The sequence below is a fragment of the Mesorhizobium sp. B2-3-11 genome, from assembly GCF_006442215.1.
GTDB classification, from domain to species: Bacteria; Pseudomonadota; Alphaproteobacteria; order Rhizobiales; family Rhizobiaceae; genus Mesorhizobium; species Mesorhizobium salmacidum.
The window spans coordinates 44,662-70,857 of the sequence record NZ_VFVS01000018.1; the positions used below are offsets into that span (position 1 = coordinate 44,662).

Here is a 26,196-nt window from a genome sequence, read left to right on the forward strand (position 1 = left end):
CTTCAGAAATTTCGTGTGAACCGGCGGTCGTGAACTACCGCCGCCGCTTCGGCTTCCCCAGCAGCGCGACCGCTTCGACATGGGGCGACCACAGGAACTGGTCGATCGGCGTCACGCTTTTCAAGGTGTAGCCGCCGTCGATGAGGATGCGCAGGTCGCGAGCCAGCGTTACCGGGTTGCAGGACACCGCGGCAATGAATGGAACATCCGAGCGGGCGATCTGCTTCGACTGGTCCTCGGCACCGGCGCGCGGCGGATCGAAGACCAAGCCGTCGAAGGCGTTCAACTCCTTGAACGTCAGTGGCCGGCGAAACAGGTCGCGACGCTCGCCCGTCACCCGCTTGATGCCTGTCGCGAAGCGGGATCCCCGGTCGAGCGCCGAAAGTGCGGCCGCATCGCCTTCGACCGCGTGCACTTCCGACGTCGCGGCCAACCGCAAGGCGAAGCTGCCGCAACCGGCAAAAAGGTCGGCGACCCTTTTTGCACGCTTCAGATGTCCGCCGACGATCTCGGCCATGGTCCGTTCGGCTGCCTCGGTCGCCTGCAGAAAGGCGCCCGGCGGTAGCGCCACCGCGACGCTGCCGAACATGACGACCGGCTTCCTTGGCTCAATGACGATCTCGTCATCGATGGACAGTCTGGCAAAGCCCTGTGCAATGACAAAATTGGCGGCGATACGGCGCTGGTGTTCGCCTAACTTGCCGGACTCATGCACCGCGATGTCGAGGCCGGAACCCGTAACGGTGACCGCCATCCGGAACGATTTGGTGGTGGCGCATATCAATTCGGCCAGCGCCCTCAGCTGGCCGAGTGCCGCGACGATCTCGGGCAGTGAGATCGGGCATTCGGATATGGAGATGATCTCCGGCGACAGATGGCGATTGAAGCCGAGCAACATGCCTGTTTCGGTGCGCCGGGCGGCAAGCACCACACGGCGGCGCGACTGCGGTGCGCAGGCGACCAACTCTCCGATTTCGCACTCGATGCCCTTGCCCTTCAATGCGTGCACCACCTTTTCACGCTTCCACTGCCGGTAGGCTTCGGCTTCCAGATGCTGGAGGGCACAACCGCCGCATTCGGTGAAGTGGCGGCAGGCGGGTTCGATGCGCAGCGGCGAGGCCTCCAGCACCGACATCAGCGCCGCACGATCCCTTTCGCGCGCGGCGGTGACGGTCTCGCCCGGCAGCGTGAAGGGAATGAACAGATCGCCGCTTTCGGTTTCGGCGATACCGTCGCCCTGCGATCCGAGCTTTCGCATTGTGAAGCGTGCGCTCATCGGTCCTTGATCCCACCGAGCAGGAATTCGCGATTGCCGTCGCCACCTTCGATCGGCGACAGATGCAGGCCGAGCGAACGCCAGCCGGGAACGGCGTCCAGCCAATCCTGCAGCAGGCCCGCGACACGGGCCGCATCGAAGGGATCCTTCAACAGACCCCCTTTGCCGATCGCCTCGCGGCCCGCCTCGAATTGCGGTTTGACCAGAAAGACCGCGCCGGCACCGGACTTGGCAAGAGCAAGCGCCGGCGGCAGCGCAAGTTTCAGCGAGATGAAACTGACGTCGGAAACGATGAAATCCGGACTGCGACGGGCAAGATCGGCAGCGGTGAGATCGCGTGCGTTCAGGCCTTCGATCACGGTTACGCGCGGATCAGCGCCGACATCAGGATGCATCTGGCCGTGCCCGACATCGATTGCCGTGACATGGCGGGCGCCGCGTTCGAGCAACACCTGGGTGAACCCGCCTGTCGAGGCACCGATGTCGAGGGCTTCGCGGCCAGCGGGGTCGAGGCCGAAATGGTCCAGTCCCCCGATAAGTTTGAGCGCCGCGCGCGAGACATAGCCTTGCGCCGGATCATCGATGACAACAAGGCATTGCGGCGAAACGCTCTGACCGGGCTTGCGGGCAATGGCGCCGTCAACTGTCACCGTGCCGCGCTCGACCGCGTCGCGGGCACGCGAGCGGCTGGCGAACAGCCCGCGCTGGACGAGCAGGTCGTCGAGCCGCTGGCGTGTGCTGGCTGGCAGAGGCGAATTCATCGGCCTTCTCTGACGAAAGCCTGCGGTGAAGGCAAGAACATTACACCGAACAAGGTGACGTCGTGCGAGAGCGGCTGGTGCGGCGAGCCAAGCCGCGTCTTGCGCGCATCGCATTGGGTCCGGCAGAATATTAGTCGAGGAGGACCACTGTTGTCGCGACACGGAGGACGAATGCTGATGGGAACCTGCCACTGTGGCGCGGCCCACTGGACCCTGGAAGGCGATCCCGGCCCGGTGACGGCCTGCAACTGCACGCTTTGCCGCCGCTATGGCGCGCTCTGGGCCTATGATTATGTCAACGAACGTATTCGCGTTTCAGGGCGGACGGCCAGCTATACGCGCGCCGGAAAGGACACGCCGTCACTTGAAATCCTGTTCTGCCCGATATGCGCCTGCGTGCTGGCATGGCGCGGCTTGCGCGCCAGCGATTCTGGCCGAATACGGATCGCAGTCAATGTGCGGCTGGCACCACCCGAAGCCGTCGCCGACTTGCCGATCGACCATTTCGATGGCCTCGACACTTACGACGATCTGCCCCGCGATGGCCGCTGTGTGCGCGACATGTGGTTTTAAAAGATGGTCCGTAAAACCTGGCGCTCGACAGCGGGAGACAGACCATCGTCCCGGTTCCCCGGCGCCTGTTCACGTGGATGTTCGGTCACAACAGCGGACGGAGGTGCGGGGTCCGGCAGCGCCACAAGCTGCGGCACCTGCTTGTAGGAAAAGCCGCCGCGAATATCGCCAATCTTGCCGGCAACAATGCCTAGCGCCGCCTTTTCAAGATTGCGGTCATAGGGTGTTTCGGCCGCGGCCGGCAAGACCATCACGGCCAAGAAGGCCGCGCCGCACAGAACCGTCTTCATTGTTGCTGTCTCCCTGCCTGACGCCGGTCTAGCAGGCTGCCGTTGAAAAACGGCCAAGGGACACAGTAAGCGAAACGCCAAACGGCAGCGTTAACAACGCGTTACAAAATAAAGCCGGCAAACTGATCCAAGCTGTTCAGGTTTTGATTCAGGCGCGCTGGGCGCGGACCGTATGGCCGAGGGCCGTGAAAACAGTGCGCACGATCCCGGCGGCGTCGAGGCCGGCGTCGGCATACATCTTCTCCGGCTTGGCGTGGTCGGTGAAGGCGTCCGGCAGTACCAGCGGGCGTACCTTCAGGCCATTTTCCAGCAGTCCTTCATGGGCAAGGAACTGCAGTACATGGCTGGCGAAGCCTCCAATAGCGCCCTCCTCCACCGTCACCAGCACCTCATGCGAGCGGGCCAGCCGGCGGATCAAATCCTGGTCGAGCGGCTTGGCGAAGCGGGCGTCGGCAACGGTGGTGGAAAGCCCGGCCGCGCCGAGTTCCTCGGCGGCGATGAGGCAATCCTGCAAGCGCGTGCCGAAGGACAGCAGGGCAACCTTGCTGCCTTCCCGGACGATGCGGCCTTTGCCGATCTCGAGAACCGAGCCGCGCTCGGGCATGTCGACGCCGACCCCGTTGCCGCGCGGATAGCGGAAGGCGATCGGCCCATCGTCATAGCTGGCGGCGGTGCGCACCATGTGGCGCAACTCCGCTTCGTCGGCGGCAGCCATCACGACAAAGCCGGGCAGGCTTGCCAGGAAGGTGGTGTCGAACGCGCCGCAATGGGTGGCGCCATCGGCGCCGACAAAGCCGGCGCGATCGATGGGGAAACGCACCGGTAGTTTCTGGATCGCGACGTCATGGACGACCTGATCGTAGGCACGCTGCAGGAACGTCGAATAGATCGCCGCGAACGGCTTGTAGCCTTCCGTCGCCAGGCCGGCGGCGAAGGTCACCGCATGCTGCTCGGCGATGCCGACATCGAAGGTCCTCGACGGGAACACCTCGCCGAACAGATCGAGGCCGGTGCCGCTCGGCATGGCGGCGGTGACGGCGACGATGCGATCGTCCTCACGGCCCTCCTGGATCAGGCTTTCGGCGAACACCTTGGTGTAGGCCGGCGCGTTGGCTGGCGCCTTGGCCTGCGCGCCGGTGATGACGTCGAATTTATTGACGCCATGGTATTTGTCGGCCGCCGCTTCCGCCGGCGCATAACCCTTGCCCTTCTGGGTGACGACATGGATCAGCACCGGACCCTTGCCGTTGTCGCGGACATTTTTCAGGACCGGGATCAGATGCTCCAGATTGTGACCGTCGATCGGGCCGATATGATAGAAGCCGAGTTCCTCGAACAAAGTGCCGCCGGTGACATAGCCGCGCGCATGCTCGACCGCGCGGGTGATGGCTCGATCGGCCCGCTTGCCGAGATAGGAGGTCAGTTTCTTGCCAAAGTCGCGCAAGCCGATATAGGCCTTGCCGGAAGTCAGGCGCGCCAGATAGGCGCTCATGGCGCCGGTCGGCGGCGCAATCGACATGTCGTTGTCGTTGAGGATGACGATGAGGCGGGCATCGAGCGCGCCGGCATTGTTCATCGCCTCATAGGCCATGCCGGCCGACATTGCGCCATCGCCGATGACTGAAATGACATTGTTGCGGCCGCCTGAAAGGTCGCGGGCGGCGGCCATGCCGAGACCAGCCGATATGGACGTCGAGGAGTGGGCGGCGCCGAACGGGTCATACTCGCTCTCGGCTCGGCGGGTGAAGCCCGACAGGCCGCCTTCCTGGCGCAAGGTGCGGATGCGGTCCCGGCGTCCGGTCAGGATCTTGTGCGGATAGGCCTGATGGCCGACATCCCAGATCAGCCGGTCATCGGGTGTGTTGAAGACATAATGCAGCGCCACCGTCAGTTCGACCACGCCAAGGCCGGCACCAAGGTGGCCGCCGGTGTGGGAGACAGCATCGACCAGTTCGGCGCGCAGCTCGGACGCCAGTTGCGGCAATTCGCTCTCGGCCAGCGTGCGCAGGTCGGCCGGGACGCGAACCTTGTCGAGAAGCGGCGTATGCGGCGTTGCGTTCACGTTGGGCCCAGACTCTCTTTTCATCGGCGGGATAGGCCGCCGGCCGGCGAAAGTAAATGCGTGTCGGTGACGCGGACGGTCAGCCCCTCACCGCTCCGCTCAGCCTTCCGGCAGCGGAATGAACTCTTTCTCATCGCCAGGAACGATATCGAAGCGGCCGGTCTTCCATTCCTGCTTGGCCTGCTCGATGCGCTCCTTCGACGAAGAGACGAAATTCCACCAGATGTAGCGCTTCGAACCGAGCGAGGCGCCGCCGAACAGCATGAAATGCGCACCGGTTTGCGACGATATGACGATCTCGTCGCCGGGCCGGAACACCAGCAGCCGTTCGGCCGGAAAGACGTCGCCCGAAATCGAGACTTCGCCCTCCAGCGTGTAGATGGCGCGCTCTTCCGCATCGGCCGGGATTTTGACGCTGGCACCGAGCCCCAGCCGCAAATCGGCGTAGAGCGTGTCGGAATCTGCCCGCACCGGGGACCGCAATCCTTGGAAGTCACCGATGACGACGCGGCCGCTGACGCCTTCGGCATCGATCTCTGGAAGCCGCAGCGCCGCTGTGTTCTCGAACACCGGTGCAACCTCTTCCTTGCCGTCCGGCAGAGCCAGCCAGGTCTGCAGGCCGGAGATCGACATCGGCGCGCCGCGCAATTCCTGCGGCGTGCGCTCGGAGTGGACGATGCCGCGGCCCGCGGTCATCAGGTTCACGTCGCCGGGTTCGATCACCATTTCGGTGCCGAGCGAATCGCGATGTCTGATCTTGCCATCGAACAGATAGGTCACGGTCGACAGGCCGATATGCGGGTGGGGACGGACATCGAGCGCCTGGCCGGTGCGCATGATCGCGGGGCCCATGCGATCGAAGAAAATGAATGGCCCGACCAGCCTTCTCTTGGCGGTCGGCAAGGCGCGGCGCACCTCGAAGCCGCCAATATCCTTGGCGTTGGGGATGACCATCAGTTCGATCTGGTCGCTGGCGAAGGCATCGCCGGCCTCAGGGTCTTTCCCCGGGAAGAAGCTCATGAACTCTCCTGGTCAGCGCTCGGTGGCCGCTTTGGACATGTCAGGCGAACCGGATCGCCGCCTTTGCTCTCAGTTTGGCTGCCACCTCTTCGCGACTGCGCGGATGCTGGTGGGTTTCGAGGGAATCAAGCAATTCGCGTGCGGATGCCGCGATGGCTTCGACCGCATGATCGAACGCATGCTGGTTCTGTTTCGACGGTCGCGTCGTTCCGCTGAGCTTGCGGACAAACTGGAGTGCCGCGTCGCGGACTTCGTCATTGGTTGCCGGCGGATCAAAATTGAACAGGGTCTTGATGTTTCTGCACATCGCTTCCGTATCTCCTCTTGTCCGTTTCAATCGGGACGAGTTGTATCCTCAATCATGATCGTGTTCAAAAGTCGGTAAGCCTGCTCCGGACCTCAGTCCGCGTCGAGCGGCTCGGTTCCAACCGGCTTGCCGTCGCGCGACAGCCTGATCTTCTCGACCTTGTCCTCAGCGGCCTTCAGTAACCGGTCGCAATGCACCTTCAGCGCCTCGCCGCGTTCGTAGATCCGGATCGACTGGTCGAGCGGCACGTCGCCACGCTCCAGATCATCGACGATCTTCTCCAGCGCGTCGAGTGCCTGCTCGAAGCTCATCGCCTTGACGTCTTCGTTGATCTCACCAGTCATCATTCATCCTTTCATCAGTCGCCCGACATGGGCGCCGACCGAAAATGCCAATCCCTGCAGATCGTAGCCGCCCTCGAGCACGCTGACGAGCCGGTTGCCGCTATGGCGTGCGGCGCGCTGCATCAGTTGGCCGGTCGCCCAGTCGAAATCGTCCTCGGTAAGATTGATCTCCGCCAGCGGGTCGCGATGGTGCGCGTCGAAGCCGGCCGAAATGATGATCAGGTCGGGCGCGAAATTGTCGAGTGCCGGCAGCACGCGCGACAGGAAAGCATCGCGAAACACCTCGCTGCCGGTCTGCGGCGCCAGCGGCGCGTTGACGATGTTGCCGGCGCCGGTCTCGTTCTTCGCGCCGGTGCCGGGATAGAGCGGCATCTGGTGCGTCGAGCAATAGAGCACCGAGGGATCGTCCCAAAAAATATCCTGCGTGCCGTTGCCATGGTGCACGTCCCAATCGACGACGGCGACACGCTCCGCGCCATGCTTCTTCTGCGCATAGCGGGCAGCGATAGCCGCAGTGTTGAAGAAGCAGAAGCCCATGGCCGTGTTCTTTTCAGCATGATGGCCAGGCGGCCGGGCGGCGACGAAGACATTGTCGGCGCGGCCCGCAAAGACGTCGTCGACGGCGGCATTGGCGGCGCCGATCGCGGTGATCACCGCCTGCCAGCTCTTCGGGCTGGCGGTGGTGTCGGCGTCGATGCGGGCGAGGCCTTCAGCGGGAATGGCGGCGCGCACGCGCGCGACGAAATCGGCGGGATGCGCATAGAGGATGGTCGCCTCGTCGCCTTGCGGTGCCTCGGCGCGGTCAAGCGCGGCAAAAGCTTCGTCGTCGAGCACGCGCGCGATGGCGCGCAAGCGGTCGGGCCGCTCGGGGTGACCTGGCGGGGTGATGTGTTCGAGGAAGATCGGGTGCGTGTAGAGACGAGTGGCCATGTCCCCCTATCTAGTGCCCCGGCGCCGTGATGGCCATGCGTTGCGGCTTGATCGCTGGGGAAAATCACGGCTGCGTCCATTCATGTCGCTGCGGGCATTGGCGTCGCCGGCGCTTCGGCGTAAGGTCGCCGCCACTGCCTGGTGCCCGCCGGTCTGTTTGTTTTAGCCGCATTCTGCGACGCCAAGTGATTCCACTTGGCTGCAAATGCTCTGGCGGGAGAATCGGGAACACGGTTTGATACCGTGGCGTGCCCAACGCTGTGAGGGGGACCGCGCCGGTAAGTGCCACTGTCGATGACGGGAAGGCACCGGACGCGGGTTGATCCCGAGCCAGAAGACCGGCCTGGCAGGCATCGTCATCCGCATGGTCAGGCGGATGGCATCAGAACGACGTGCGCCCTCCTGGACGCACAAAGTACGCTCTGAGAATTTGAACTGCTGCAATCGCAAGGGGACAAGCGATGCCGGAAGCTATGACCGCTCCAACGGCCAATGGATTTGATCAGATCGCGCGCGACGCGGTTTACCGCGCCATGTTCACGCGACGCGACGTCCGCAGCCATTTTACATCGGAAGCGATCGACGACGAGGTGCTGGCGCGGCTGCTGCTTGCCGCCCATCACGCGCCATCGGTCGGCTTCATGCAGCCTTGGAATTTCATCGTCATTCGCGATGCCGCGCGACGGGCGAAGGTGCGCGACCTGTTCCTTGCCGCGCGCGAACAGGAACTGCCGGCAATCGAGGCGGACCGGCGGGCGCTCTACCGCAAGCTCAAGCTCGAAGGCATTTGCGAAAGTGCGCTCAACATCTGTATCACCTGCGACCACGAGCGCTCGAAAGGCTCGCCGCTGGGACGTTGGCACAATCCGGAAATGGATCTCTACAGTACGGTCTGCGCGGTACAGAATTTCTGGCTCGCGGCACGCGCCGAGGGCGTTGGCGTCGGCTGGGTCAGCATCATCGAGGCGCAAGCGCTGAAAAGCCTGCTGTCCATCCCCGACCACGTGACGCCGATCGCCTATCTCTGCGTCGGCCGTGTCTCGGAGTTTGCGCCGAAACCGGACCTCGAAACGCACGGGTGGGGCCGACGGCTGCCGCTGCCCGAACTGATCATGAGCGAGACTTTTTGCGGCCAGGGAGAAGCCTCGCTCAAATCTGCGGTGGCCCGCCTCAACACCGTCGCCGCTGCGCCGGCAAACCCCGCCGATCAGCGTGTCGCGCCGGCCGTGCCCCAGCGCGAACCGTCGAAGGTGGAGAGCGCCTTGCGCTTGAGTTCCCGGAACTTCGACGAGGCATCGGCCAGCCTGGCGTCCCAGGCGGCATCGGGCACCTGACCCTCGATGGTCTTGAAATAGACCTGCATCAGGCACGCGATGGCGAAAGGTTCGATGAACGCCGCCTTGAAGGCCCAGGCAAAGACAATGGCCAGAACGAAGGCCCAGCCGGCGAGCTGTCCGGGCATGACGTAAAGAATGGCGGCCGCCGGAGCCAGCATCAGCAGGAAGATGACGAAGGAGACCCCCCACATGATCAACGCCAGCCAGACTGCGTTCTTGACCATGATCTTGCCGTTCTGGGCGTAGAGCACGACGCCTTGCCGTGCGGTCTCGAAGGGTGAGGACGAATTGATGCGGATGTTGTAGCCGAGAATGATCTCGTCGACATAGGTCAGCGACAGGCGGATCACCGTGTTGAGGAACGAGACCAGGCCGCTCAGGCCCGGAATGGGCAGGAAAGCCGCAATGCCGCCCAGCAGGCCGGTGATGGCACGGATGGCGCCCTTGACCAGCTGGTCGACGACGAAAAGGATGTTCGCTTCGGCAAAACGCTCGGTCACAACCTCTTTCGCGTAGGCGATCTGGTTCTGGCCGTCGGGTATGTCATGGCCGTCGATCAGATGCACCATGACGGCGATATGGCCTGCCTTGACGACGTAGAGGATGTATTCGCGGATCCAGTAGACGGCGATCGAGACGAGGCCGAAGCCAACAATCCCGCCCCACATGGCAAAGGACAACGGCCCATCGGGATCGGTGGAGATATGGCCGACGCCATACCCGACCGAGGCGCCCGCGCCGGTGGCCATGATATAGGCCAGCGTGATGCCGAAATAGACGATCATGCGAAAGACGATGAAAGGCCAGGTCCGCATCATGATGGACACCGACCTGCCGATATCGAAATCCCACATGCCCCGAATCCCCCAGAGGTGGCTGTGGAGGATGCTCCCAAACCGTCTATTGTCAATTGCGAGCGGTGGCGGAGCCCGATTGCAGGTCAGTTTGGCCGCGCTTCCGGGTTCTCGAGCAGGCCTTCGAGCAATTGCTTGAACGCTGCCACCACCTTCCTCGACGTCGCTTCGGGATCGTTCGAATTGGCGATCCGCTGCGCGGCCTGGCTGCTCGCCCCGTTGATCAGCCGCGCCGCGGTCTCGGGATCGAGGCCCGGCACGACCACCCCCTCCTCTTGCAGCGCGGTCAGATGATCGGTCATTGAACCGACGCAGGCATTGGCATTCGACCACTGTGCCGGATCGCCCAGCACGGCCGGACCGTCCCGGAACATGATGCGCTGGATTTCCGGCTCCAGCGCCATTTCGATGTAGGTCGTGCATTCGTCGACGAAATGCTGCCAGCGGGTCGGCGCCCTCGACGCGACCTCATTCACCCGCGCGGCCATTTCCGCATCGATTTGCGCGATAACCGCCTGCAGCAGTCCCTTCTTATCGCCGAAGTGATGATAGAGGGCGCCGCGCGTCAGTCCGGCCGATGCGGTGAAATCGTCCATCGACGCTTCGGCATAACCGATGGTGCCAAAGGCTTGGCGCGCCGCGGCGATCAGCTTGGCACGCGTCTCGGCGATCATCTCCCTGCGGGGTCGGTGCATGCTCTGGCCTTATCTACATACGCTCCGTATGCCAATTGACATACGCGACGTATGGTCTATTTAACACTTATACGTCTCGTATATAATTGTCGAATCGCCCCTTGTCGAGGAACAGGATCATGCAAAACCCCTACTCGGAAATCTTTCGCGCTCCTGGCGCCAGGGGCTTTGCCGCCGCCGGCTTCATGGCGCGCCTGCCGATCGCCATGGCGCCGATCGGCATCGTGGCGATGCTGTCGCAGACGCGTGGCGAATACTGGCTGGCGGGTGCGGTTTCGGCGACATTCGCCTTGGCCAATGCTTTCCTAGCGCCGCAAATATCGAGGTTGGTCGACCGCCTCGGCCAGACGCGGGTTGTCGTCCCCACAACCATCATCTCCGTGCTCGCATTCGCGGCCCTGATCGCATCGGCCAACCAGGACTGGCCGATATGGACGCTATTCGTGTCGGCATTGCTGGCCGCGGCGATGCCAAGCATGCCGGCCATGGTACGCGCGCGCTGGACCGAGATTTTCCGGGGCCGGCCCGAGATGAACACCGCCTTCGCCTTCGAGTCGGCGGCCGACGAACTGGTCTACATCGCCGGCGCATCGCTGTCGGTTGGTCTCAGCGCCGCGCTATTCCCGGAAGCGGGCGTGCTCGTCAGCACGCTGTTCCTGGCCCTGGGCTCAATAGCCTTCATCCTGCAGCGTTCGACCGAACCGCAGGTGCGATCGGTGGACCATGGCTCAACCGGCTCGGCTATCCGCCTGGGGCCGGTTCAAATCATCACCTTCGCAATGATCTTCATCGGCGCAACCTTCGCGACGACGGAAGTGAGCACGGTGGCAATCACCAAGGAACTCGGCCAGCCAGGCGCCGCAAGTCTCGTCATCGGCGTCTATGCGCTGGGCTCCTTCGTGCTCGGCATCATCATCGGCGCGCTCAACCTGAAAGCACCGCTGCAGCGCCAGCTCGCCATCGCGGTCGCATTGGTCGCGCTCGGCACACTGCTGCCGCTTACCGCCAGCACCGTGCCCGTGCTCGCGCTGACTGTCTTCATCAGCGGCGTGGCGATCTCGCCGACCTTCATCACCGCCTTCGGCCTGATCGAACGGCATGTGCCTGAGACGATGCTGACCGAAGGCATCACCTGGGTGACCACCGGCATCGGCATCGGCATGGCGCTCGGTTCGTTCGCTGCCGGCGCCGTGGTGGATGCGTTCGGCGCCCAGAACGGGTTCTGGGTTTCGGTGGCATCAGGCGTTATCGCACTGGTCACGGTGCTGCTCGGCCAGCGCAGCTTCGCCACCCATGAATGCGAGTTGGAAGGATGCGAGGCGGCAATCCCGGCCGAGTGACAGCCAGGATTTCTTGAGCTCAGATAATCTCGGTCTTGGCGATGTGGATGCCAAACCCTTCGAGACCGACATAATGGCGTTCGCGCGAGGCGATCAGGTTGATGGAGGAAATGCCGAGATCCTTCAGGATCTGCGCACCAAGGCCGATCTCGCGCCATTCGCTCTCGCGCCGGCGCGCCTCTTCATGATCCTCGCGATCGCCCGGCGCCGGCCGGTTGCGCTCCTGGTGGGCGACGCCGACCGAGCCCTCGCGCAGATAGACGATGACACCGCGCTTGCGCTCGCCCATCGCCTTCATGATGCCATCGAGGCGGTGGCTGGTGCCGAACACATCGGTTACGACGTCCTCCGAATGCAGTCGCACCGGGACGTCCTCGCCGTCGCGGATATCGCCGAAGACGATGGCGACGTGATGCATCGTGTCCCAGGGCAGCGTGTAGGTGAAGACCTGCGCCTTGCCACCCAGCGTCTCGATGTCGGAACAGGCGACGCGCTCGACCAGCGTTTCCTTGCGCTGCCGGTAAGCGATGAGGTCGGCGACCGATACCTGCTTGAGACCGTGCTCCTCGGCGAAGGCCGCGACCTGCGGGCCGCGCTTGACGGTGCCGTCATCATTGACCAGTTCCGAGATCACGCCGATCGGCGGCAGGCCGGCGAGCTTGCAGAGGTCGACCGCGGCCTCGGTGTGACCCGAGCGCATCAACACGCCGCCTTCGCGCGCGATGAGCGGAAAGATGTGGCCGGGGCGGACGAAATCGGAGGCGCCGACATTGCCGTTGGCAAGATTGCGAACGGTCAGCGTGCGGTCGTCGGCTGAAATGCCTGTCGTGGTGCCATGCTTGAAGTCGACGCTGACGGTGAAGGCGGTCGTGTGGGCCGAATCATTGTCGGCCACCATCGGCGCGAGGTTCAGCCGCTTGGCCTCCTCGCGCGGCATCGGCGTACAGACGATGCCCGACGTGTTGCGCACGATGAAGGCCATCTTCTCCGGCGTGCAGTGGACGGCGGCGACGATCAGGTCGCCCTCGTTCTCACGCCCGTCATCGTCCATGACGACGACGATCTCGCCGCGTTCGAAGGCCCGAATTGCTTCGACGATTTTCTTCTGGTCGTAAGGCATAAAGCGCTCGTTTCACTCGCAGGGAGTAGGGGAATAGGGTAATGCGGGAGTAGGGAAAAGGAAAATTTGGCCGTTTCGGCGTGGCAGCCAAGCTTAGTCCCCTAGTCCCTATCCCCTTCCTGTCTGTCCTCGGTGCCGCAGATAGTGGTCGGCGATGGCGCAGGCAACCATGGCCTCGCCGATCGGCACGGCGCGGATGCCGACGCAAGGGTCGTGGCGACCCTTGGTCATCACCTCCACGTCGTTGCCGTCCTTGTCGATCGATTTGCGCGGCGTCAGGATCGACGACGTCGGCTTCACGGCAAAGCGCGCGACGATCGCCTGGCCGGTGGAGATGCCGCCGAGGATGCCGCCGGCATTGTTGGACAGGAACACCGGCTCGCCGTCATTGCCCATGCGCATCTCGTCGGCATTCTGCTCACCGGTGATGCGGGCGGCCTCGAAGCCGTTGCCGATCTCGACGCCCTTGACGGCGTTGATCGACATCAGGCCGGAGGCAATGTCCTGGTCGAGCTTGGCGTAGATCGGCGCGCCGAGGCCGGGAGGCACGCCGTCAGCGACAATCTCGATCACCGCGCCGACCGAGGAGCCGGCCTTGCGAATGGCGTCGAGATATTGCGTGAAAACAGGAACGGAAGCGGGATCGGGGGTGAAGAACGGATTTTCCGCGTCGCCGATGAAATTCCAGTTCCAGTTGGCTCGGTCGATCGACTTTTCGCCCATCGACACCAACGCCCCGCGCACGACCATGCCCGGCACCACCTTGCGGGCGAGCGCGCCGGCGGCGACCCTGGCCGCGGTCTCGCGTGCGGAAGAGCGGCCGCCACCGCGATAGTCCCGTACCCCGTATTTGGCCTCGTAGGTGTAGTCGGCATGGCCCGGCCGGAACTGGCGGGCGATCTCACCATAGTCCTTCGAGCGCTGATCGACATTCTCGATCAGCATCGAGACTGGCGTACCGGTAGTGATCATCGTCGCGCCGTCCTCGTCGAGGACGAAGCCTGAGAGGATCTTCACCTCGTCCGGCTCGCGGCGTTGGGTGACGAAGCGCGATTGGCCGGGTCGGCGCTTGTCGAGTTCGGCCTGGATTTCATCGCGCGTGAAGCGGATACCCGGCGGACAGCCATCGACCACGCAGCCGAGCGCCGCGCCATGGCTCTCGCCCCATGTGGTGACGCGGAAAAGATGGCCAAACGTGTTGTGAGACATGGAAAGTGCCCTGCCCGGCATCGAAACCGGCTGAAGCCAGCCTTCTATTGGCGTTTTCCACAGTGGTCAAACTGTGATCTGGCGGATTTAGTTTTGACACATTCGGTTGGTTTCTGCTTTGCTCCATTCGCCGTTGAGGATCCGCCGCCACCCAGGCCGGCGCAATGACCAAAGAGGACGATGATGCGTACCCTGATTGGCGCTGTTGCCGCCACGCTGCTGCTTTCCACCGCCGCCTTTGCCGGCCAGACCGAAGGCCTGATCAAGAAGGTCGACAAGGACGCGTTGACGCTGACGCTTGATGACGGCAAATCCTACAAGCTGAACGCCGAGACCGATCTCGACGCGCTGAAGCCAGGCATGGACATCGTCATCGCTTACGATGTGACCGATGGCGAAAACGTCGTCACCGACATGCAGTTGCCGGGAGACAGCGACACGAACTGAAGCGCGTCGCGTCGAAACGGATTCATGCGACACGCTTTAGGTCGTGTTTTTGTGCATGTCGTCTTCCCAAAAACCGAGGTCACTTTGGGCGACATGCGTTAGGAATTGGCCTTTACCAGGCGTCCTAAAGCCATTCCAGGCTGTTGCCTTCGAGTTTGAGCACGCGATCGTGCGGTATCTCCAGGTTCGCGGCCTCGTCCTCGGGCCTATCAAGCACGAAGCGAAACAGGGCGCGCATGACACCGCCATGCGTGACACAGATCGTCTTGCGGTCGATCTCGTCGAACCATGGCTTCACCCGCTCAAGCAGCATCTGATAGCTCTCGGCACCTTCGCCCGGCGGCTGAAAATTCCATTTGTCGCGTGCACGCGTCCTGCTTGCCCCGGGAAACCGCGTATCGAGCTCGGCAAAGGTAAAGCCCTGCCAATCGCCGAAATTGACTTCAATGAGCCTGAGATCGGTTCGATAGGCGAGCGGATCGAGCTTCATGGAGGCGCGGATGCGTTCCATCGTCTCGCGCGTCCGCCTCATTGGGCTGGCGACGAAGTCGAACTCGTTAGGATCGCCGATGAGTTCGGCCAGCCGATGGCCGTTTCTGGTCGCCTGCTCGCGGCCGAGAGCATTGAGATCGGTGTCGGCCTGGCCCTGAAGCCGGAACTCGGCGTTCCACGCGGTCTGGCCGTGGCGCGCGATATAAACCAGCGGGTACATCAGCTCTTCCGGAGATCGGCCCAGGGCCTGGACGGAGGATAGGCGGAGAGAACTAATCCTTGACCGTCGAAATATCCGGCGCGTCGACCGCCTTCATGCCGACGACATGATAGCCGGAATCGACATGGTGCACCTCGCCGGTGACGCCACGCGACAGGTCGGACAGGAAATAGACGCCGGAATCGCCGACTTCTTCCTGCGTGACTGTCTGCTTCAGCGGCGAATTGTATTCATTCCACTTCAGGATGTAGCGGAAATCGCCAATGCCGGAGGCGGCAAGCGTCTTGATCGGGCCGGCGGAAATCGCGTTGACGCGGATCTTCTTGGCGCCAAGATCAACCGCGAGGTAACGCACGCTGGCCTCGAGTGCCGCCTTGGCGACGCCCATGACGTTATAGTGCGGCATCACCTTCTCGGCGCCGTAATAGGTCAGCGTCAGCAGCGAACCGCCCTCGGTCATCAGCGCTTCGGCGCGCTTGGCGATGGTGGTGAAGGAATAGACCGAAATGTCCATGGTGCGCAGGAAATTGTCGCGCGTCGTCTCGACATAACGGCCGGTCAGCTCGTCCTTGTCGGAAAAAGCGATGGCATGGACGAGGAAGTCGAGCTTGCCCCAATGCTTGGCGACATTGGCGAAAACCTCGTCCAAGCTCGCGGAATCGGTGACGTCGCAATGGCCGGCGACAAAGGCGCCCAGTTCCGCCGCCAGAGGCTCGACCCGCTTCTTGAAGGCTTCGCCCTGATAGGTCAGTGCGATCTCGGCGCCGTGATCGACGCAGGCCTTGGCAATGCCATAGGCGATCGACCTGTTATTGGCGACGCCAAGAATAAGGCCGCGCTTGCCGGCCATTAGGCCCTGTCCACCCGCCATGTCAGCGCTCTCCGCAAGGTTTCTCTTTGTGGAGTGCCTATCGCACAGGCACACAGCCCCTTCAAGCGTTCAAACCGGACAGTTCGGGGGACAAAAGCTCTTGATCAGCCTTTTTGGCCGCGCAACAGCGTTTCCAGCGCGCTGTCGCCGCCTTCCGGCAGCATGATGCGCACATGGGCATAGAGATCGCCATGGCCGCCGGCCTTCTCCGGCAAGCCCCTGCCCTTGAGCCGCAGGACCTTGTCGGAACTGGACCAAGCGGGAACGTTGACAGCGAGCCTGCCGGTCGGCGTCTCGACCGGCACCTTGGCGCCCAGCACAGCATCGGCCAGCGAAACCGGCAGATCGGCGTGCAGGTCGCGACCCTCGATGCGGTAGCGCGGATGGCGGCGGATGTGGATCTTGACCAGTGCGTCGCCGGGCTGGCCCGGTCCCTGCTCGCCCTGGCCTTTCAACCGGATGGTCTGGCCATCCTCGACATAGGCCGGCAGCTTGACCGCCACCTTGCGGCCGTCCGGGAACATCGCCGTGACCTTTTCGGCGTTCGCAGCTTCCTCGATGGTGACGTCGAGCGTGACGTTCAGGTCAGCTGATGTCGCCGGCTGGCGGCGGTCGCCTGCCCCTGGCCCGCGCGCGCCTGAAAAGGCATCGCCGAAAATCTGGCTGAAGATGTCGCTGTTGCCGTCGAACGGATCGCCACCGGGGCGGCCCGAGCGGAACTCGAATCGCGAGCCGCCGGCGCCCTGTTGCTGGCGGCGAAACCCGGCAAAGGGGTCACCGCCGCCGGCTGCACCTTCAAAACCCTGGAAACGCGGCTTGCCGTCGGCATCGATCTCGCCACGATCGAAAGCGGCACGGTTCTTCTCGTCGCCGATGACCTCGTAGGCCTGATTGGCCGCGGCAAAACGGTCCTTCGCCTTGGGATCATTCGGATTCTGGTCCGGATGATGTTTCTTTGCGAGTTTCCGGTACGCCGATTTTATGTCCTTGGCCGATGCGTTCTTTGCAACGCCCAGCACCTCATAGGGGTCGCGCATGCTTCCTGCCCTGGAAAAGGAGTGAGTCCATACTTGCCCCCTATATGCGCTCGCATAGGAAGAAATTCCAGTAGCGGTGCATCATATCAAGGCCGGAAAATCAGAGTGCCTTGAAGCCCTGCATGCGCCAGCCGCCGGCGCTGGCAAGACAGAGTTCGCCCTCGAACATGGCAACGCCGTCAAAGCTCTCGCGCGAAGCCCTGAAGCGGCGGCAGGTCTGGCCGCTGTCCTTCAATTCCGCCAGTTCCGTGATGGAGCCGCGCGAGCCGGTGCCGGCATTCGCCCAAGGCACGGCCTGGCCACTGAGTTGCTCGATGTCGGCGGAGGATACCGCATTGCCGATCGTCGTCTGGTCGGAGTCGCGATCCGAATCGGCCGGCTTGGCCGAAGCCGATGTGCTGCTGGTCAGGATCGAGCGGTCGACTTCGGCTTTGTCCAGGCTGAAGCCGCCCGCACCGCAGCCGGCAAGCGGCAGGGCGATTGCCACGATCGCCGCTTTCGCGCTGGCTGAAGCGATAACGCCCCATTGCCTGCTGTCAAAAGCTTGCGCGATACGCGACAATCGGCAACCTCCCTGATCTCGTGACAATTTGAGAAAAACTATGAGTGACACAGCGTTAATAACCAGTGACTTTACCGAAGCGGCCGAGCCGTTTCGTCTCTTTGCCGCATGGCTGGACGACGCCACCAAGAGCGAAATCAACGATGCCAACGGCGTGGCGCTGGCGACCGTCGATGCCGAGGGCATGCCGGACGTACGGATGGTGCTGCTCAAGGGGTTCGATGAAAGCGGCTTTGTGTTCTACACGAATTTCGAGAGCGCCAAGGGCCAGGAGATTCTAGGCAGCATGAAGGCGGCGATGTGTTTCCACTGGAAATCGCTGCGCCGCCAGGTCCGCATTCGCGGTCCGGTGGAAATCGTCAGCGACGCCGAGGCCGACAGCTATTACGCAACGCGGCCACGCGGCAGCCGCATCGGCGCCTGGGCCTCGAAGCAGTCGCGGCCGCTGGAAAGCCGCTTTGCCCTGGAAAAGGCCGTCGCGGAATACACAGCGCGCTACGCTATCGGCGAGATTCCACGGCCCAAGCACTGGTCGGGCTTCCGCATCGTGCCGAAGACGATCGAATTCTGGCACGACAGGCCGTTCCGGCTGCATGACCGAGTGGTCTTCTCACGCGACGCCGATCGTGGTTGGAGCAAGACGAGGCTTTATCCCTGAAAGGGTAAGATTCAGCCCTTTTTCCTGGTCATGAATGCCGTGAGGGCCGCGCGCGCCTCATCGGATTTCAGCCGCTCACGGAAATGCTCGCTCTCCACTCCGATGCGGGCAACCAGATCGTCGCGTGAGCCGCGCATCAGGTCGCGCGCGATCTTGAGAGCCTGCGGGGGCTTGGCCGCGATCTGGCCGGCTGCCGAGAGGACCGAGGCCTCCAGAGCGCCCTCCTCGACCACCTCGTAGATCACTCCAGCGGCCTTCGCGCGCTCGGCCGAGAAGCCTTCGCCGAGGGCAAGCAGCGCAAACGCAGCTTGCTGACCCAGGATGCGCGGCGCCAAAAGGCTCGATCCAGCCTCCGGCACGAGGCCGAGATCGACGAAGGGCGTGCGGAACACAGTGCGTGGCGTGGCGAAGGTCAAATCGCAATGCAGGTTGATCGTGGTGCCGATGCCGACCGCGATGCCGTCGACGCCAGAGACGATGGGTTTTTCGACCCGGACCAACGCCAGCAGGAAATCCCAGACTTCCGTGCCACCATCGCCGCCGGTAGCCATAACCATGAAATCGGCAAGGTCGTTGCCGGATGAGAAGGCCCCGGGCACACCGAGAAAGACATGAACGCGGACCGCCGGATTGGCGTCGCCTTCGGCAAGGGCCGTCGACATCTTGGCATACATGGCGCGCGTCAGGGCGTTCTTCTTGTCCGGGCGGTTCATGCGGATGATCTGGATGGCGCCCTGGCGCTCGACGAGGATGTGGTCTGTCACGGTCTTTTCCTTGTGAAGGTCAGGCAGAAATCAGTGCCTTGCCGGCAGCAGCCAGGCTTTCGGCGCCGCCGATCACGCGCTCCTTCAAAGCGCCGACTTCGCCAAGCAGGTTTTCGGCGAAGAAGCGGCAAAGCGCGATGCGGCCCTGGTCGGCGAGAGCGGCCCGCGCCAGATAGGCGCCGCCGGCGGCCAGCGAGATCAGCCTGAGATAAGGCGTCGCACCCGCCAGCGCCTCCTCCGTCCGGCCGTCGGCCGACGATTTCTGCAGGAAGCGCGTTGCCTGCGTCAAATCGAAGAGCGCCTGATCGAGAGCATCAGCGGTGCGGCCAAACCCTTCGAGGTTCGACGTTCGCACCGCATTGGCAATACCAGCCAGTTCGTCGATATAGCCATGCACGTGCTCGCCGCCACCAAGCGGCAGCTTGCGCATCACCAGATCGATCGCCTGGATGCCGTTGGTGCCTTCATAGATCGGCGCGATACGCGCGTCGCGGTAGAGGGCTGCCGCACCCGTTTCCTCGATGAAGCCCATGCCGCCATGCACCTGGACGCCAAGCGAGGCGACCTCGACGCCGACATCAGTGGAAAAGGCCTTGGCGAGCGGCGTCAAGAGATTGGCACGGTCGCGCCAACGCGCCGCCTCGTCACCAGACGATACGCGCGCGAGATCGATGGCGTGGGCGCAGGAATAGCTGATCGCGCGGGCGATCTGTGTCAGCGCCTTCATGGTGAGGAGATTGCGCTGCACGTCCGGGTGATGGACGATCGGCGCCAAGCCGGTGCCACCAAAACTTGCCGCCTTGCCCTGACGCCGGTCATTGGCATAGGCGATCGCTTTCTGGGTCGCGGCTTCCGCGACAGCGACGCCCTGCATGCCGACGCAAAGCCGCGCATTGTTCATCATGGTGAACATGCAGGCGAGGCCCTTGTTCTCCTCGCCGATCAGCCAGCCGATGGCGCCGGGTTGGGCACCCTGGAAACCATCGCCATAAATCATGGTGCAGGTCGGCGAGGCATGGATGCCGAGCTTGTGCTCGAGGCCGGAACAGAAGACGTCGTTGCGCGCACCCAGCGTGCCATCGTCGCCGACCAGGAATTTCGGCACCAGGAACAGCGAGATGCCGCGCGTTCCGGCCGGTGCATCGGGCAGCCGCGCCAGCACCAGGTGGACGATGTTGTCGGTGAAATCGTGCTCGCCATAGGTGATGAATATCTTCTGGCCGAAGATGCGGTAGGTGCCGTCGCCGGCCGGCTCGGCGCGGCTGCGCAGGGCGGCGAGATCCGATCCGGCCTGCGGCTCGGTCAGGTTCATCGTGCCCATCCACTCGCCGGAGACGAGCTTTGCCAGATATTTCGCTTTGAGGTCTTCAGAGGCGTGCTTGTCCAGCGCTTCGACCGCGCCCATCGTCAGCGTCGGGCCGATGCCGAACGCCATGGCGGCCGAATTCCACATTTCGAGCGCGGCGACGCCGAGCATGGTCGGCAATGCCTGACCGCCATACTCTTCCGGCCCGGAGAGCGCGTTCCAGCCGCCTTCGATCCAGCGGCGATAGAGTTCCTTCCAGCCCGGCGGGGTGGTGACGACCGCGTCCTTCAACACGGCGCCTTGTTCGTCGCCGATTTTATAAAGGGGTGCCACCTCCTCGGTGGCGAAGCGGCCAGCTTCGCCAAGAACGGCATCGACCAGATCCTCGCCGAGATCGCCGAACGCACCGGCATCGATGGCCGATTTCATTCCGGCGACGTGCTTCAGGGTGAACGCAATATCCTCGACCGGTGCCCGATACATGCCGCTCGATCCTCCTGATGCACCGGCCTTCCCGACCCTAGAGCCAGTGCCGCCGCAAAACCATCCGCCTTTGGGCGGTCTCCCATTTCTTTTTACGTAAACGTCAAAATTTGTCACGCGGATTTTGCAATCGGGCCGGCCTGTATTAAATTCGACCGATGTCGGATCATATCGAACGGCGACAGAAAACCAGCCGACCGGAACATTCCAATGCTTGCCAGACCTGACGCCTATCGGTGTATTGAATGCGGCTTACCCTATCGGGCAGCGGGATTTTCCTACTATCACGGCGACGTGGCAAACGGTGCCGCCTACTGGTCGGATCGCGGCATATTGTGCTCGCCGCGATGCTCGCTTGCCCACCACCGCAAACGCGCCGCCGAAGGGACACTGCAGCAAGAGCCCGCGCCGGACCCGTTCGAATTTCAGCCGCTCAGCCAGCGGTGAAAGCTGGGCCAGAGGAGACATGCTGCCAAACAAGCAGGCCGTTATTGCGCGGACCCGGTCAGCGCTGCCCTCCCCTGACGAGGCCGCAGTCATGCGCCTCTCAATCGAGGATCAGATCGCCTTGGCGTAGGCGATTGTGAATCCGCCCGAACCGAATGAAGCGCTACGCGCAGCCGCCGATGCTTACAAACGGCTGGTCATGGATTCCCGGTAAATTTCGCGCTTGCCAGCTATCTGCCAAGGACCGCGTCGATCCTGGCCATTCCCGAAGCATTTCGTTAACCATAGCGGTCCAGGATTTGCCTTTGATCAACGGGGATTCCCTGTTTGAAAAGGACGGCGTGTTTCCTTCGCCGCACAGCGCTTCTCGCTCTTGCGGCGACAATGGCGCTGTCGATGGCGGCAAAGGCTTCGGACTTTTCCGAGCCGTGGAAGAGTGCCGACCGTGCCCTGGTGGTCGATGCCTACGAGTACAATTCCATCGACTGGGCCCGGCTTGCCACCGACAAACGCATCGTCGCTTTCATCAACAAGGCGTCCGACGGCATGCCGCCGCCCTACTTCTGTTTCGGCAGCGACACCGACGTGAAGCTGTGCAAGGCGCTGTGGAAACGCCACGCGGTGACGCGCGAATTGTTCCAGACACGTAGGGTCGTGGCCAAGGCGCTCGGCATGAAATGGGGCGCCTATCATCTCGCCCGTCCCGGCAATCCGGTCGAGCAGGCCAACAATTTCCTCGATTTCGCCGACCCCGCGCCGGATGATCTCATGGCTCTCGACCTCGAGGGCAACGATCCCTCGCAATGGATGTCGCTCGATGACGCCGAGGAGTTCGCGCGCCAGGTGCATCGGCGCGTCGGCCGCTTCCCGGTGCTCTACACCAATGGCAAGACCGCACAATATATCGCCGACAACCGCTACAAATACCGGCTCCTGTCGCGCCTGCCTCTGTGGTACGCGCGCTACAAGCCCGACATCGACGTGCATTTTCCGATGGGCAACTGGCAAGGCTACGCGCTCTGGCAGTTTTCGGCGCAGGCCAATTGCGGGCGCTTCCGTTGCCCCTACAGGGTTGCCGGCACGCCCGACAACATCGACGTCAACGTGGCGCCCACGGATGCCGTCACGCTACGCCAGCAATGGCCTTTCGGCGGCCTGATCGACGTGCCTCCCGATTATCTTGCCAGCGTGCCGGTGCCGCTCTCGCGGGAAGCCGCCCTGGCCGGCAAAGCGACCATCATCTATGCCGATGTGGCGACGCCGCCGACATTCGAGGAAATGGCCGCCGTGCTCGGTTCGCGCTGGTCGAAATTCCGCGACGGGTTCCGCATGCCTGTCGTGAAGACGGTGCCGCGACGGCCGGGCTTCGGTATTGTCCAATATGTCGCCTGGAAGCGGGCCGGGCAGCGTTCACCCGAGCAACTCGACGCCGCCTTCGCAGCGGCCGCCGACCCGCTGAGCACGGCCTCGACAACTCTCGACCGTGGCCAGCGGTAGCCGCCACCCGGTCGGAGCTTCAGCCTGCCTGCTCGCGCGCCACGGCCTGCCAGCCGATGTCGCGGCGGCAGAACCCGTCCGGCCAGTCGATCCGGTCGAGCGCGGCATAGGCCCGCGCCTGCGCCTCGCCAACGGTGGCGCCGGTCGCCGTGACGTTGAGCACACGGCCGCCATTGGCGACCAGCGCGCCGCCATTGATGGCTGTACCGGCATGGAAAATCTGGACGCCTTCCCCCGCGGCGTCCTCGACGCCGCGGATGACGGAGCCTTTCTCCGGCGTGCCGGGATAGCCCCTCGCCGCCATCACAACGGTCAGCGCCGCCTCGTCGCGCCAGCGCACGGAGGTATGCGCAAGCTGGCCGTCGACGGCGGCATTGAGCAGCACCAGAAGATCGTCCTTCAGCCGCATCATCAACACCTGGCATTCAGGATCGCCGAAGCGGGTGTTGTATTCGATCAGCTTCGGCCCGTTTTCCGTGATCATCAGCCCGGCGAACAGAATGCCGGCGAAAGGCGCACCGAGATCGGCCATGCCGCGCATGGTCGGCTCGATGATCTCGCGCATGGTGCGCTCGATCATGTCAGGCGTCATCACCGGGGCCGGCGAATAGGCGCCCATGCCGCCGGTGTTGGGACCGACATCGCCGTCGCCGACGCGCTTGTGGTCCTGCGCGGTGCCGAAGGGAAGCGCCGTTGTGCCGTCGCAGAGGCAGAAGAAACTCGCCTCCTCGCCGGTCATGAATTCCTCGATCACCACCTCCGCGCCGGCGGCGCCGAAGGACCCGTCGAAGCAGGAAGCGAGTGCCGCCTGCGCTTCATCCATCGTCATGGCGACGGTGACACCCTTGCCGGCTGCGAGCCCATCGGCCTTGATGACGATCGGCGCACCCATCTTCTCGACATAGGCCTTGGCGGAGGCCAGATCGCCGAACCGGCCATAGGCGGCGGTCGGGATGTTGTAGCGGGCGCAGAGATCCTTGGTGAAACCCTTCGAGCCTTCCAGCCGCGCGGCGGCCTTCGAAGGCCCGAAGACGCGGATGTTTTCGGCGCGCAGATCATCGGCGATACCGGCGACCAGCGGCCCTTCCGGACCGACCACGACGAGATCGATCTTCTCGCGGCAGAAGGCGGCTACGGCGGCATGATCGGCGATATCGAGCTTCACCAGTTCGGCCTCGGCGCCGATGCCCGGATTGCCGGGAGCCGCGTAGAGCTTGGTCAGCAGCGGTGAAGCGGCGATCTTCCAGGCCAGCGCATGTTCGCGGCCGCCGGAGCCGAGAAGAAGAATGTTCATGGCCACCTCATGATGCCGACTATCCCATAGAGAGAACAACCCGCTATTGCTCTCTGGACGACGGGTCAAGGCATCAGGGTGGATTGATCGGAATTGCACACGGGAACGTTATGCCTGCCGAATAGGGGGCGCAGGCCACCGGCGCCCCCTATTCTGGCTCTCGTTCAGCCCTGATGGACCATCGGGAACCAATCCTCGCGCAGCTTCTGCCCCGGCTGCATGCCATGACCGTGATAGGGCGGCGAGGTGCGGCCCGGCCGCTCGACATAATAGGCATCGTCGCCGACCCAGCGCAGCGACAGCGCCCGGCGCCGGGCCGAGGTCATGTTGCCGCGCGCGCCGTGCGCCGTCCTGAAGTCGAACAGGATGGCGTCGCCCGGCTCCATCTCCCACTCGATAACTTTCATCGATGGATCGTTGTCGGGATCGGGCACCGGACGATAATCACCCTCGGCGGCGTAGAAATTGCCGTCGTCCAGCCAGCGTACCGGCAGGATCATCTTGTCCCATTTGTGCGAGCCGGCGATCAGACGCAGCGTCGCCTCCTTCACCGGATCGATAGGGATCCAGAAGCTCACCGTCTGCTGGCCGTCGACGAAATAATAGGGAATGTCCTGGTGCCACGGCGTCGGCTTCTGCGTGCCAGGTTCCTTGACCAGGACATGATCGTGGAAGAACTGCGCGGTACGCGACTGCATCACCGCGGCTGCCAGTCGCGCTGCGGGCGATTCGTGCACCACCTTGACGAATTCGGGGATGCGCTCCCAATTGCAGTAATCGTCGAAAAAGCTGCCGCGGCCATTGGCAATGTCGGACGCCGTGGCGCTGCGGTTCTGCATGTTGCGCTCGATGCCGGCGGCGATCGTGTCGACCCAGCCCTTGAAGGCGCCGCGGACACAGACCGCGCCGTCGCGCTGGTAGTCGGCGATTGTCCGCGCATCGATGATTTCGGTGTCCATTGCCGGTGGAGCGGGTTGGGAAGCCATGTTGTCCTCCTTTCAGGATCGAGGCGACTATCGCAACGGCCGCTCATTCAGTAAAATAATAACTTCTCATCTGACACATAGGTTTGAACTATGAGCGTGACGCTCACCCAGCTACGCTATCTCGTCGCCGTCGCCCGCCATGGCAGCGTCACGGGCGCGGCCCGGGCGCTCAACATTTCGCAACCGTCTATTTCGGTGGCGATCGACGCCATCGAACAGGATTTCGGCCAGAAACTGTTTGTGCGCCAGCGTGGAAGCGGTGTCTCGCTGACCTCTTTCGGTCGTACCGCCGTGGCAAAGGCAAAGCAGGTTCTTGCCGAGACAGACGAACTCCTTGCCCTGGGAAAGGTCAACTCGGCGATCGGCGGCGAGCTGGTGCTCGGCTGCTTCGAGGATCTGGCGCCCTATTTCGCGCCGGGTCTCATCCGCGCCTTCTCCGAACGCCATCCAGCGGTGGCCGTCATCGTCCGAGACGAGACGTTCGAGACGCTCGGGCGACGCCTGGCGGACGCCGCCGTCGATCTCGGCCTCAGCTACGATCTCGGCCTGCCGTCGCATTTCGCCCGCATCCTGCTGCACGAGCTGCGGCCGCATGCGCTGTTGCCGGCGGGCCATGCGCTGGCGGACCGCCCCGAGGTCAGCCTGGCGGATCTGGCCGCCTACCCGCTGATCACGACCGACCAGCCGCATAGCTGGCAGCATATGCTTGACCTGTTCCGCAGCCGTGGCCTGTCACCCGTCGCCGACATGCGCACAAGCTCGTTCGAACTCCAGCGCAGCATGGTGGCGAACGGCTTCGGCGTCGCGGTCAGCTATACCCGCCCGCATGGCGACCACAGCTATGACGGCTTGCGCCTCGTCTGCAAACCGCTGTCGGATCCGCTGCCCATGCAGCGCATCATCCTCACCCACGATACGCATCAGCGCGTGTCGAATGCGGCGCTGGCTTTCATCGAGGTGGCGAAAGTCTGGTTTTCCACACGCGACATCTTCACCTCCTGACGGGTGGACGGA

The 26,196-nt window shown here is 63.4% G+C and carries 27 protein-coding genes, 1 pseudogene and 1 riboswitch; of the genes and pseudogenes, 8 read left to right on the forward strand and 20 right to left on the reverse strand.

Annotated features, from left to right (window positions below; genetic code table 11):
* Nucleotides 1-34: 34 nt before the first annotated feature.
* Nucleotides 35-1,276: a class I SAM-dependent RNA methyltransferase gene (locus tag FJ960_RS22425; RefSeq protein ID WP_140716841.1), complete on the reverse strand. Its 1,242-nt coding sequence runs from the start codon at nt 1,274-1,276 to the stop codon at nt 35-37.
* Nucleotides 1,273-2,037, reverse strand: coding sequence for a TlyA family RNA methyltransferase (locus tag FJ960_RS22430; RefSeq protein ID WP_140716843.1), 765 nt, complete (start codon nt 2,035-2,037; stop codon nt 1,273-1,275). Before FJ960_RS22430 ends, FJ960_RS22425 begins: the two co-directional genes overlap by 4 nt.
* 171 nt (nt 2,038-2,208) lie before the next feature.
* Between FJ960_RS22430 and FJ960_RS22435 the strand changes: the two genes are divergently transcribed.
* A complete protein-coding gene (locus FJ960_RS22435; protein WP_140716845.1) occupies nt 2,209-2,610 on the forward strand; it encodes a GFA family protein in 402 nt (133 codons plus the stop codon).
* Here the strand turns inward: FJ960_RS22435 and FJ960_RS29565 are convergent.
* The 6 genes from FJ960_RS29565 to FJ960_RS22465 form a co-directional block, all read right to left on the reverse strand.
* Nucleotides 2,607-2,861, reverse strand: a complete 255-nt coding sequence (locus FJ960_RS29565) for a hypothetical protein (protein WP_246672907.1) — start codon at nt 2,859-2,861, stop codon at nt 2,607-2,609. The genes FJ960_RS22435 and FJ960_RS29565 overlap by 4 nt on opposite strands.
* Before the next feature lie 187 nt (nt 2,862-3,048).
* Nucleotides 3,049-4,986: a 1-deoxy-D-xylulose-5-phosphate synthase gene (dxs, locus tag FJ960_RS22445; RefSeq protein ID WP_181174289.1), complete on the reverse strand. Its 1,938-nt coding sequence runs from the start codon at nt 4,984-4,986 to the stop codon at nt 3,049-3,051.
* 75 nt (nt 4,987-5,061) lie between these two features.
* Nucleotides 5,062-5,982, reverse strand: a complete 921-nt coding sequence (locus FJ960_RS22450) for a pirin family protein (RefSeq protein ID WP_140716849.1) — start codon at nt 5,980-5,982, stop codon at nt 5,062-5,064.
* Between the two features lie 40 nt (nt 5,983-6,022).
* Nucleotides 6,023-6,289: a DUF2277 domain-containing protein gene (locus FJ960_RS22455; protein WP_140716851.1), complete on the reverse strand. Its 267-nt coding sequence runs from the start codon at nt 6,287-6,289 to the stop codon at nt 6,023-6,025.
* A gap of 92 nt (nt 6,290-6,381) precedes the next feature.
* The gene (locus FJ960_RS22460; RefSeq protein WP_015318808.1) at nt 6,382-6,633 is read right to left on the reverse strand and encodes an exodeoxyribonuclease VII small subunit; all 252 of its coding nucleotides are present in this window, start codon (nt 6,631-6,633) and stop codon (nt 6,382-6,384) included.
* 3 nt (nt 6,634-6,636) lie between these two features.
* Nucleotides 6,637-7,563 carry a histone deacetylase family protein gene (locus tag FJ960_RS22465; RefSeq protein WP_140716853.1) on the reverse strand — a complete coding sequence of 309 codons (927 nt, stop codon included), beginning with the start codon at nt 7,561-7,563 and terminating at the stop codon, nt 6,637-6,639.
* Nucleotides 7,564-7,742: 179 nt separating this feature from the next.
* Nucleotides 7,743-7,925, forward strand: a riboswitch (cobalamin riboswitch).
* 171 nt (nt 7,926-8,096) lie between these two features.
* Between FJ960_RS22465 and bluB the strand changes: the two are divergent.
* Nucleotides 8,097-8,606 (forward strand): annotated as a pseudogene (bluB, locus tag FJ960_RS29980) (5,6-dimethylbenzimidazole synthase); the annotation flags it as partial.
* A gap of 164 nt (nt 8,607-8,770) precedes the next feature.
* On the opposite strand, the gene FJ960_RS22475 reads toward bluB, so the two are convergent.
* A complete protein-coding gene (locus FJ960_RS22475) occupies nt 8,771-9,754 on the reverse strand; it encodes a hypothetical protein (protein WP_246672903.1) in 984 nt (327 codons plus the stop codon).
* A gap of 86 nt (nt 9,755-9,840) precedes the next feature.
* Complete coding sequence (locus tag FJ960_RS22480; RefSeq protein WP_140716857.1) at nt 9,841-10,449, reverse strand: TetR/AcrR family transcriptional regulator; 609 nt, start codon at nt 10,447-10,449, stop codon at nt 9,841-9,843.
* 119 nt (nt 10,450-10,568) lie between these two features.
* Here FJ960_RS22480 and FJ960_RS22485 point away from each other — a divergent pair, with 119 nt between their 5' ends.
* Complete coding sequence (locus FJ960_RS22485) at nt 10,569-11,789, forward strand: MFS transporter (RefSeq protein WP_140716859.1); 1,221 nt, start codon at nt 10,569-10,571, stop codon at nt 11,787-11,789.
* Nucleotides 11,790-11,808: 19 nt separating this feature from the next.
* Here the strand turns inward: FJ960_RS22485 and ribB are convergent, their stop codons facing one another.
* Nucleotides 11,809-12,909 carry a 3,4-dihydroxy-2-butanone-4-phosphate synthase gene (gene ribB / locus FJ960_RS22490; protein ID WP_027142339.1) on the reverse strand — a complete coding sequence of 367 codons (1,101 nt, stop codon included), beginning with the start codon at nt 12,907-12,909 and terminating at the stop codon, nt 11,809-11,811.
* 108 nt (nt 12,910-13,017) lie between these two features.
* The gene (gene aroC, locus FJ960_RS22495) at nt 13,018-14,118 is read right to left on the reverse strand and encodes a chorismate synthase (RefSeq protein WP_140716861.1); all 1,101 of its coding nucleotides are present in this window, start codon (nt 14,116-14,118) and stop codon (nt 13,018-13,020) included.
* 183 nt (nt 14,119-14,301) lie between these two features.
* On the opposite strand from aroC, the gene FJ960_RS22500 reads away from it, so the two are divergent.
* Nucleotides 14,302-14,565 carry a DUF1344 domain-containing protein gene (locus FJ960_RS22500; protein ID WP_023783490.1) on the forward strand — a complete coding sequence of 88 codons (264 nt, stop codon included), beginning with the start codon at nt 14,302-14,304 and terminating at the stop codon, nt 14,563-14,565.
* 124 nt (nt 14,566-14,689) lie between these two features.
* Here the strand turns inward: FJ960_RS22500 and FJ960_RS22505 are convergent, their stop codons facing one another.
* The 4 genes from FJ960_RS22505 to FJ960_RS22520 form a co-directional block, all read right to left on the reverse strand.
* Nucleotides 14,690-15,277: a histidine phosphatase family protein gene (locus FJ960_RS22505; RefSeq protein WP_140716863.1), complete on the reverse strand. Its 588-nt coding sequence runs from the start codon at nt 15,275-15,277 to the stop codon at nt 14,690-14,692.
* Between the two features lie 52 nt (nt 15,278-15,329).
* A complete protein-coding gene (gene fabI, locus FJ960_RS22510; protein WP_140507828.1) occupies nt 15,330-16,148 on the reverse strand; it encodes an enoyl-ACP reductase FabI in 819 nt (272 codons plus the stop codon).
* Between the two features lie 104 nt (nt 16,149-16,252).
* Nucleotides 16,253-17,185 carry a J domain-containing protein gene (locus tag FJ960_RS22515; RefSeq protein WP_140507830.1) on the reverse strand — a complete coding sequence of 311 codons (933 nt, stop codon included), beginning with the start codon at nt 17,183-17,185 and terminating at the stop codon, nt 16,253-16,255.
* Between the two features lie 100 nt (nt 17,186-17,285).
* Nucleotides 17,286-17,747: an RT0821/Lpp0805 family surface protein gene (locus tag FJ960_RS22520; protein WP_140507832.1), complete on the reverse strand. Its 462-nt coding sequence runs from the start codon at nt 17,745-17,747 to the stop codon at nt 17,286-17,288.
* Nucleotides 17,748-17,787: 40 nt separating this feature from the next.
* Between FJ960_RS22520 and pdxH the strand changes: the two genes are divergently transcribed.
* Nucleotides 17,788-18,405: a pyridoxamine 5'-phosphate oxidase gene (pdxH, locus tag FJ960_RS22525; protein ID WP_140507834.1), complete on the forward strand. Its 618-nt coding sequence runs from the start codon at nt 17,788-17,790 to the stop codon at nt 18,403-18,405.
* Nucleotides 18,406-18,416: 11 nt separating this feature from the next.
* Here the strand turns inward: pdxH and FJ960_RS22530 are convergent, their stop codons facing one another.
* Complete coding sequence (locus tag FJ960_RS22530; RefSeq protein WP_140716865.1) at nt 18,417-19,169, reverse strand: crotonase/enoyl-CoA hydratase family protein; 753 nt, start codon at nt 19,167-19,169, stop codon at nt 18,417-18,419.
* Between the two features lie 19 nt (nt 19,170-19,188).
* Nucleotides 19,189-20,958, reverse strand: coding sequence for an acyl-CoA dehydrogenase (locus tag FJ960_RS22535; protein ID WP_140716867.1), 1,770 nt, complete (start codon nt 20,956-20,958; stop codon nt 19,189-19,191).
* Between the two features lie 210 nt (nt 20,959-21,168).
* Here FJ960_RS22535 and FJ960_RS29985 point away from each other — a divergent pair, with 210 nt between their 5' ends.
* On the forward strand, nt 21,169-21,405 hold the full coding sequence (locus FJ960_RS29985) for a hypothetical protein (protein ID WP_140716869.1): 237 nt from the start codon (nt 21,169-21,171) through the stop codon (nt 21,403-21,405).
* Nucleotides 21,406-21,789: 384 nt separating this feature from the next.
* Complete coding sequence (locus tag FJ960_RS22545) at nt 21,790-22,902, forward strand: glycoside hydrolase family 25 protein (RefSeq protein WP_140716871.1); 1,113 nt, start codon at nt 21,790-21,792, stop codon at nt 22,900-22,902.
* A gap of 19 nt (nt 22,903-22,921) precedes the next feature.
* On the opposite strand, the gene purD is transcribed toward FJ960_RS22545, so the two are convergent.
* Nucleotides 22,922-24,196: a phosphoribosylamine--glycine ligase gene (gene purD, locus FJ960_RS22550; protein WP_140716873.1), complete on the reverse strand. Its 1,275-nt coding sequence runs from the start codon at nt 24,194-24,196 to the stop codon at nt 22,922-22,924.
* Nucleotides 24,197-24,360: 164 nt separating this feature from the next.
* Nucleotides 24,361-25,182, reverse strand: a complete 822-nt coding sequence (locus tag FJ960_RS22555) for a phytanoyl-CoA dioxygenase family protein (RefSeq protein ID WP_181174290.1) — start codon at nt 25,180-25,182, stop codon at nt 24,361-24,363.
* 90 nt (nt 25,183-25,272) lie between these two features.
* Here FJ960_RS22555 and FJ960_RS22560 point away from each other — a divergent pair, with 90 nt between their 5' ends.
* Nucleotides 25,273-26,184, forward strand: a complete 912-nt coding sequence (locus FJ960_RS22560; RefSeq protein WP_140716875.1) for a LysR family transcriptional regulator — start codon at nt 25,273-25,275, stop codon at nt 26,182-26,184.
* The last annotated feature ends 12 nt before the right edge of the window (nt 26,185-26,196 follow it).